The 7,217-nt window shown below is 34.9% G+C and carries 9 protein-coding genes; all 9 read right to left on the reverse strand.

Annotation, left to right across the window (positions count from 1 at the left end; all coding sequences use genetic code 11):
• Positions 1-151 precede the first annotated feature (151 nt).
• Positions 152-685 (reverse strand): ATP synthase F1 subunit delta, encoded by a 534-nt coding sequence (gene atpH, locus EMTOL_RS19860; protein WP_015031120.1) that lies wholly within the window; start codon positions 683-685, stop codon positions 152-154.
• A 175-nt stretch (positions 686-860) separates the two neighbouring features.
• Complete coding sequence (locus EMTOL_RS19865) at positions 861-1,355, reverse strand: F0F1 ATP synthase subunit B (RefSeq protein WP_015031121.1); 495 nt, start codon at positions 1,353-1,355, stop codon at positions 861-863.
• Between the two features lie 232 nt (positions 1,356-1,587).
• Positions 1,588-1,857 (reverse strand): ATP synthase F0 subunit C, encoded by a 270-nt coding sequence (gene atpE, locus EMTOL_RS19870; RefSeq protein WP_015031122.1) that lies wholly within the window; start codon positions 1,855-1,857, stop codon positions 1,588-1,590.
• Between the two features lie 77 nt (positions 1,858-1,934).
• On the reverse strand, positions 1,935-3,005 hold the full coding sequence (gene atpB / locus EMTOL_RS19875) for a F0F1 ATP synthase subunit A (protein ID WP_015031123.1): 1,071 nt from the start codon (positions 3,003-3,005) through the stop codon (positions 1,935-1,937).
• 39 nt (positions 3,006-3,044) lie between these two features.
• Positions 3,045-3,413: a hypothetical protein gene (locus EMTOL_RS19880; protein ID WP_015031124.1), complete on the reverse strand. Its 369-nt coding sequence runs from the start codon at positions 3,411-3,413 to the stop codon at positions 3,045-3,047.
• A gap of 11 nt (positions 3,414-3,424) precedes the next feature.
• Positions 3,425-3,622, reverse strand: a complete 198-nt coding sequence (locus EMTOL_RS19885; RefSeq protein WP_015031125.1) for an AtpZ/AtpI family protein — start codon at positions 3,620-3,622, stop codon at positions 3,425-3,427.
• A 34-nt stretch (positions 3,623-3,656) separates the two neighbouring features.
• A complete protein-coding gene (locus tag EMTOL_RS19890) occupies positions 3,657-4,529 on the reverse strand; it encodes a glycosyltransferase family protein (protein WP_015031126.1) in 873 nt (290 codons plus the stop codon).
• 46 nt (positions 4,530-4,575) lie between these two features.
• Positions 4,576-5,703 carry a glycerate kinase gene (locus EMTOL_RS19895; RefSeq protein WP_015031127.1) on the reverse strand — a complete coding sequence of 376 codons (1,128 nt, stop codon included), beginning with the start codon at positions 5,701-5,703 and terminating at the stop codon, positions 4,576-4,578.
• A gap of 11 nt (positions 5,704-5,714) precedes the next feature.
• Positions 5,715-7,088 (reverse strand): methylmalonyl-CoA mutase subunit beta, encoded by a 1,374-nt coding sequence (locus tag EMTOL_RS19900; protein ID WP_015031128.1) that lies wholly within the window; start codon positions 7,086-7,088, stop codon positions 5,715-5,717.
• Between the last annotated feature and the right edge of the window lie 129 nt (positions 7,089-7,217).

Consider the following 7,217-nt stretch of genomic DNA (forward strand, 5'->3'; position numbering starts at 1 on the left):
AGTTAGTGTATTGTGTGTGAACTGCGTGTAGGCAAGATAAATCGAAAACTTGTATCTACAAAATTTTCTTAAACTATGTATCAGAAAAAACCCCACCAAAGGGTGGGGTATTTCTCAACTTTATAGCCATGAAAACTAATATTTTTGGAGCTTAAGCCAATTGAAGCTTTAACTCATTTAATTTCTTTCTAACTGAAGTATCAATTTGCGTATCACCGATACTTAGCACATAACCTCCAATGAGATTTTCGTTAACTTTTTCTTCTAAAACAACTGTTTTACCCGTTGCTTCAGCTACAACTTTTTTGAATTCATCTCTTTGACTATCTGTCAAAGGCGTTACAGTAGTAACAACTGCTTTTTGAATTCCTTTTTGCTGATTGTAAAGTTTACCAAATTCTTCAGCGATTGAATATATGAGGTTTTCTCTATTCTTTTTAGTTAAGACGCTAAAAATTGAGAAAGTCACAGGATGAACATTTTTTTCGAAAGTTTTTTTCAAAATTCCGAATTTTTGTTCGTGACGAATGATTGGATTACCCAATACCACCAAAAATTGACGGTTTTCATCACAAATCTGTTTGAACAAATGCATGTCGTTGTTTACTTCATCAACAACTTTTCGTTCAGCTGCTAAATCAAATAATGATTTAGCATATCTATAAGCAACTATTGAGTCTGCCATTGTATTTTTAGCGAGTTCTCGGAGGCATTATAGGTTCACCTATACAAATTTACAACCGAGTGTTCCAATAAAACAAATTTTGATTAAGAATTTTTCGCAAAACTTTGCACTAATTTCGTAAAATATTGAGTTTTACCAAGTAAGGTATATTTTACTTGTATAAAATATACAACTTTTAGTTCAAATTAGCTTCAGAAATTAATGAAGAAACTAAATCTTCTTGCGATTTTTTATCCGCCAATTCTTTGCGAAGTACTTTTTCAGCAATTTCGATTGAGAATGTAGCCAAGTCTTTCTTCATTTGAGCAATCATAGCAGTTTTTTCTTGTTGGATAGCCTCACGTGCATCAGCAATAATCTTATTCCCTTCAGCTACGGCTCTATCTTTCGCTTCAGCAATTAATTTATCTGCTACATCTTTACCATCACGAATCATTTTATCACGTTCGGCACGAGCTTCAGCTAAAATTTTATCGTTATCAGCTTTTAATTTTGCCATTTCCGCACGTGTTTCCTCTGCCATACGAAGAGCTGACTCAATTGAATCTTCACGTTCTTTCAATGCTGATAAAATTGGTTTCCAAGCAAACTTTTTCAACAAAAGTACTAAGATTCCGAAAACTAATGCCATCCAAAATAACAGACCAACGGCAGGGGTTAGCAATTCCATGTTTTTATAAAATTATAAAAATTAATGATATTTAAAGTTTATTTTAATTTTTTACACTATATAAAAACAGCACTAATTAGCTAGCTTTCAACTTTATAGTGTATTAAAATTTTTAATTTCGTTATTCAAGAAAACGTAGAAGTGTTGAAACCTGCACCGACACCTAATGTGAACGGAGCAGGTTATCAATACTAAATGATTTGTTTACGGTGATTACTCACCATGTTGATTCTTACGCTAATTTGAAAGAAATCAACAAACAGATTACTGCTGCAAACAATGCCACGGCTTCTACAAGGGCTGCGATGATAATCATCATAGTTTGGATTTTGTTAGCAGCTTCTGGTTGACGTGCAACACCTTCTAATGCACTGCTACCAATTTTACCTAAACCAAGACCTGCACCAATAGCAGCAAGACCTGCACCAGCAGCAGCACCCATAACAGCAAGACCACGTCCGCCATCAGCGGCAGCTTGTAAAAGAACTTGTAAGAAAGACATGATAATTAAAATTTATATAAGTGAAACAATAAATGCAAATGAATGTTTTTTCTGAAGATTAAATCTTCATGAATTTATCAGTGACCGTGGTCAGCTTCGTGGTGTTCTTCGATAGCACTACCAATATACATTGATGATAACAATGTAAAGATAAATGCTTGCAAGAAAGCAACCATTAACTCGATTAGGTTCATGAACAATGTAAACAATGTTACGACTCCACCAACCGCAGCACTCTGAAAGATGAAAATCAAACCTAATAAACTAAGGATAATGATGTGACCAGCAGTGATATTAGCAAAAAGACGAATAGTCAACGACATTGGCTTCATAAATACCCCAGCGATTTCAACCACCCACATCAACGGTAACATAGCCGCAGGCACACCTTCTGGCTTCACTAAGTGCATCCAATAATGTTTATTGGCATTCACATGTGTAAGAATAAAGGTAATGACCGCTAAGAAAAGTGTAATAGCAATATTACCAGTAAGGTTGGCACCTCCAGGTAGAAGACCTAAAAGGTTATTGATTAAGATAAAGAAAAATAGAGTCAATAAATAAGGAAGATATTTTTCATATTTTGGGCCGATGTTTGGTTTAACCACTTCATCACGAATAAAAATAATGATTGGCTCTAAAAATGATTGAATACCTTTTGGAGCTTTTCCACGGTTTTGTGAAAAACCTTTGGCTACCGTACTCATCAAAGTTACTAAAATAATTGCACTCAAAATCATTGAAGCAACATTCTTAGTAATTGATAAATCTATTACATGCACTTCTTCGTCGAGGCCACCTTGTGGATTTAAACGGTGAATATGCTCATGCAAATTGATGTATCCATTATATACACCATTACCTTCAGTGAATCTCTTTGAAGAGAAAACTTCTAAACCGTATTGTTTTGTGTAAAGAATAACTGGAAGAGGAATTGTAAGACCATGTGCGAATTCCCATTCATGAGAATCGGCAATGTGGTGCATAATCATCTTACCGATGTCAAACTTTTCTTCTTCGTGTGTAGCTTCTTTAGACTCGTGGTTTTCATGGGTAGCTTCATGCCCTTCTTGAGCAAAAGAAAAACTGAAAGAAAATACCGATAATGAAAGAACGAGTAGGAGTTTACCTGTAATCTTACGCAACATTTTTTTTGTATTTATTCGGTCAATTAATGAGTGAGCAAATCACTTTCCTGAATTTTGCCGCAAGTTACGACTTAAATTCCAAATCTCAAACACTGTATAAAATAAATATAGTACAAAAAAGTTAATTATAAATAATTCCTGCTGTTGTAGTCCGAAATAGAGTTCGATACCTATAAATACTAAACTCAAAATCAGACGCAAAACGGTAGCGGCAAGGTAAAAGGCAATAAAATTTTTCTCTTTTCCTTGTAAACCCATATCAATGAGTCGGTGCATCAAAAATGAGAAAGCTACAAAGAAACCTAATATCAACCAACGCTTCGGATGTAAGAAAGAATCTACTCCAAAATATTTGGCTAAAAAAAATACAATTATAAAAAATACAGTGAAGATAAGTGTACGCAACATGAATAAGGATTTTAATTTTTAGGGATTTGCCTAATCACATTATACAATGAGATTCCGATTGAAAGTAAAGAACAAATAAGCGTAGCTATTGGGTTTTTATTGGCCATTTTTCCATCAATCCAATAACCTGCCCAAGTGCCTAGCCCAATCGTAAGGGCCATCTGCATACCAATTTGGGTGAATACAAGCCAATTTTGTTTTTCTTTCATCTGGAATTATTCTATTATGCCGAAAAATAAAGGTTTAAATTTTAATATAATTTTTGTACTCTCCTATTCGCCAACCAGTTAGCTGCTCAAATCTCATCAGAATTCTATTTTTTAATGAATACTTTTTTTGTTTGATATCAAAATCAAAAGCCCAATTCATACGCTCAATTCGGGGCTGTATAACTTTGGGATGCGTGCCTTTAAATAGTGTTAATGAATCTATTCCTGAATAATCAAAATCAACGTTGGCAGGTTGTTGTTCATCAAGTTCTTGGTCTGTATGCCAAAAATAAGATAAACCACGAACTTTATCGGTCATTTTTTGAGGTGGCTTCACCCATCCATAATGATAGATGTGGGCTTCAATTGGTTTAACTCTTAATTTACTATTATCATTTTTCCTAAAACCTTGAGCATCTCGATAGGAAACCACTTGCTTTGTATGACGAATAATACGTATTTCGTTCCGATACCATTTTCTAGAATCTGCTACATATTTATAAGCCCCATAAAAATGCGTATATTTGAATAAAAGGCCTTCCACTGCTATATCATCTTTATACTGAAGCATAGCCTCGCGAATCGTTTGATGATATTTTTCATGCACAACCTCATCGCTTTGTATATAAAAAGCCCAAGTGGTATCATCACTGATGGCAGCCAAAGCTTTATCTGTTTCTATGGCCAATACCCTACCGTCTTTTCTCAATGAATCGTCCCAAATAGTTTCAATAATGCGGATTTTATCAGATTTTATAGATTTAATTAAATCCAGTGTACCATCTTCTGAATTACCAACTGCTACTACGAATTCATCGCATAGAGGTAAAATAGATGTAATTGCTTCTATTACTGGGTAATCGTATTTATTGGCATTGCGGATTATTGTAAATCCTGTAACTTTCATAAGCTTTTAATTTGAGAAACTTAATGTGGTTGAATGAAAATTTCACTCATTTAGAATAATGAAGCAAATTTACCAAATAAAAAGTAGCATTTTGCACGCCCTCGTAGCCATATTTTAAAGCATCGGCCAAATCCATCGGGCGATTGAGAATCGAAGTAGCATATTGAATACCTATTGTTTGTAGCTCTTGGGGAGAAACTTCTAGTGTTCCACAAATAGCTGCAACTCGAATTTGAGCCTCATTTGCTCGGTCAGTAATACCTTTAATGAGTTTTCCTTGTAATGTCTGATTATCAATCTTTCCTTCTCCCGTAATTATCAAATCTACACCTTGTAAGTTTTGATTGAAATCACAAAAATCCATTAAAAGTTTGACACCCTCTCTAAGCTCTGCCCCAACAAATGCCATCGCCCCAAAACCAAGTCCTCCAGCGGCTCCTGCTCCAGCAATTTCGCTCAAATTTTGATTAAAATCTCTTTCAAAAATATTGGATAGGTTTTCTAAACCTTTATCTAACAAGCTAACGGCATGTTCATCTGCCCCTTTTTGGTGGCCATAAATATAAGCGGCTCCATTTTTTCCGTATAATGGATTAGTCACATCGCAAGCAACTGTAATATTAGGTAATTGAGTGGCAGAATCAGGAGCAATAATCCTCTGAATTTTTACAAGATTTTGTCCAATAGGTTCAAGTTCTTGGTCATTTTCATCTAAAAACTTCCATCCTAACGCAGAAGCCATACCTACACCAGCATCGGTAGTAGCACTCCCTCCTATTCCGAGTATAATATTTTTGACTCCAACTTCAATTGCTTTCTTAATCAACTCTCCAGTGCCATAAGTACTTGTCAATAATGGATTTCTCTCATTCGAACTGAGTAATCTTAACCCAGAAGCAGTGGCCATTTCTATAAATGCTGTTTCTCCGTCGGCAGAGATACCATATTCTGCATTTACTGGCCTTCCAAGAGGGTCTTTTACCTCAGTATTGAATTTCTTACCTTTCGAATACCAAAGCAATAAATCAAGTGTACCTTCTCCCCCATCAGCCATTGGTAACTTTACGATTTCAATAGTTGGTGAAACCATACGAATACCTGCCGACATCGCTTCGCAAACTTGCGTGGCATCAAGCGAACCTCTGAATTTATCGGGAGCTAATAAAATTTTCATAGATACTAGACTTATTCAAAAACTTCGGAAAGCCGATGTGATTGTAATTTTTGTGATGAAACCGATAGAGAATTCTTAGAATTTGCTTCTGGCTCTACTCTAAATTTATTAACACCAACCATGATTTTGCCATTTTGCAGGCGTTCGACATTTGCTTGTAAGGCTTTTTCAATATTTACTTGAATAAAGCCTTGCTCAAAAGCTGCAACCATTCCACCTTTAGCCTCAACTTCTTGGAAAACTTTCCATGCTTCAAGAGATAATTGATAGGTGAGATTTTCAATGTAATAAGAACCAGCAGAAGGGTCGATGGCTTTATCGAGATAAGATTCTTCTTTTAAAATAATTGATATATTTCGAGCGATTCGCTCACCTAATTCACTGCGTTGCTGTTCATCAAGCACAGCATCATACGGTAAAATTGTCAATGAATCACAACCACCCATGATTGCCGACATCGCTTCGGTAGTAGCCCTCAACATATTGGTATATGGACTCAATGCTGCATTATAAAAACTTGAAGTTTGAGCATGTACTTGGCACTTTTTAATAAAATTAGCTTGTCCATAAGATTCTAATATCTTACTCCACAAAAATCTTAATGCACGAAGTTTAGCTATTTCTAAAAAATAATTAGTACCAATAGAAACCGAAAATTCTAGCTTCGTAACAATATGCTCGATGGTTAAACCTTGTTCGCTTAGCTTATCTAAATACTCTACGGCAGAGGCTAAAGTGAATGCCAATTCTTGAACAGCATTGGCTCCTGCATTATGATAAACATGTGACTCTACCACCAAAGCTCCAAAGTTTGGAAATTGAGCGGTAGCATTAAGTATTTTTATTGTATTTTCCCAAGTATAAATACTCATTTTTGTAGAATCATCGGCAAATGTATTTGCTAAGGTATCGAAATGAATACCTCCTTTGGGTAAATAAGGAATTACTTTTGAAAGTTGATTCAATAGTGTTAGTCCTTCTGAGGTCTTGAAAAATACTGGACTTTCACTCAATTTGATATTATTCAGTAATTTAGCCAAATCTATGTTTTCGATATCTACCTTATCTAAATCAAGTAAAATAGACGTAGCTCCTTTCTTTAAGCTACTAATAATAGCCAAATTGGTGGTTTTTTCATCAGAAAACTCAATATATGGTCTATTTTGCCAAATACCATTAGCTTTATCTCGTTGAGCAGCTTGAATAGCCGATGTAGGTATATTTGCTAAATCTTCACTTGAGTAGTAAGGCTGTACTTGAAATCCTTCGAGGGTTTGCCAAATAAGCGTTTCTTCAAAGTTTTTTCCCTTCAAATCTTTGTTCACTTGGTTCAACCAATCATTTTTTGTGATTTGTGGGAATTCGGAGAAGAGAGTTGCTTCCATAATCCAATTTGTATTTTTCTAAGATGATATTTGTTGTACTCTGATGAATGTAAAAGTAATGTTTGTACTTTTATTAGGCAAATAATATTCTAAAAAATTTTGTTTGGGAATTACTTTGAAAATAGATTA

The organism is Emticicia oligotrophica DSM 17448 (genome assembly GCF_000263195.1).
Taxonomy (GTDB): domain Bacteria; phylum Bacteroidota; class Bacteroidia; order Cytophagales; family Spirosomataceae; genus Emticicia; species Emticicia oligotrophica.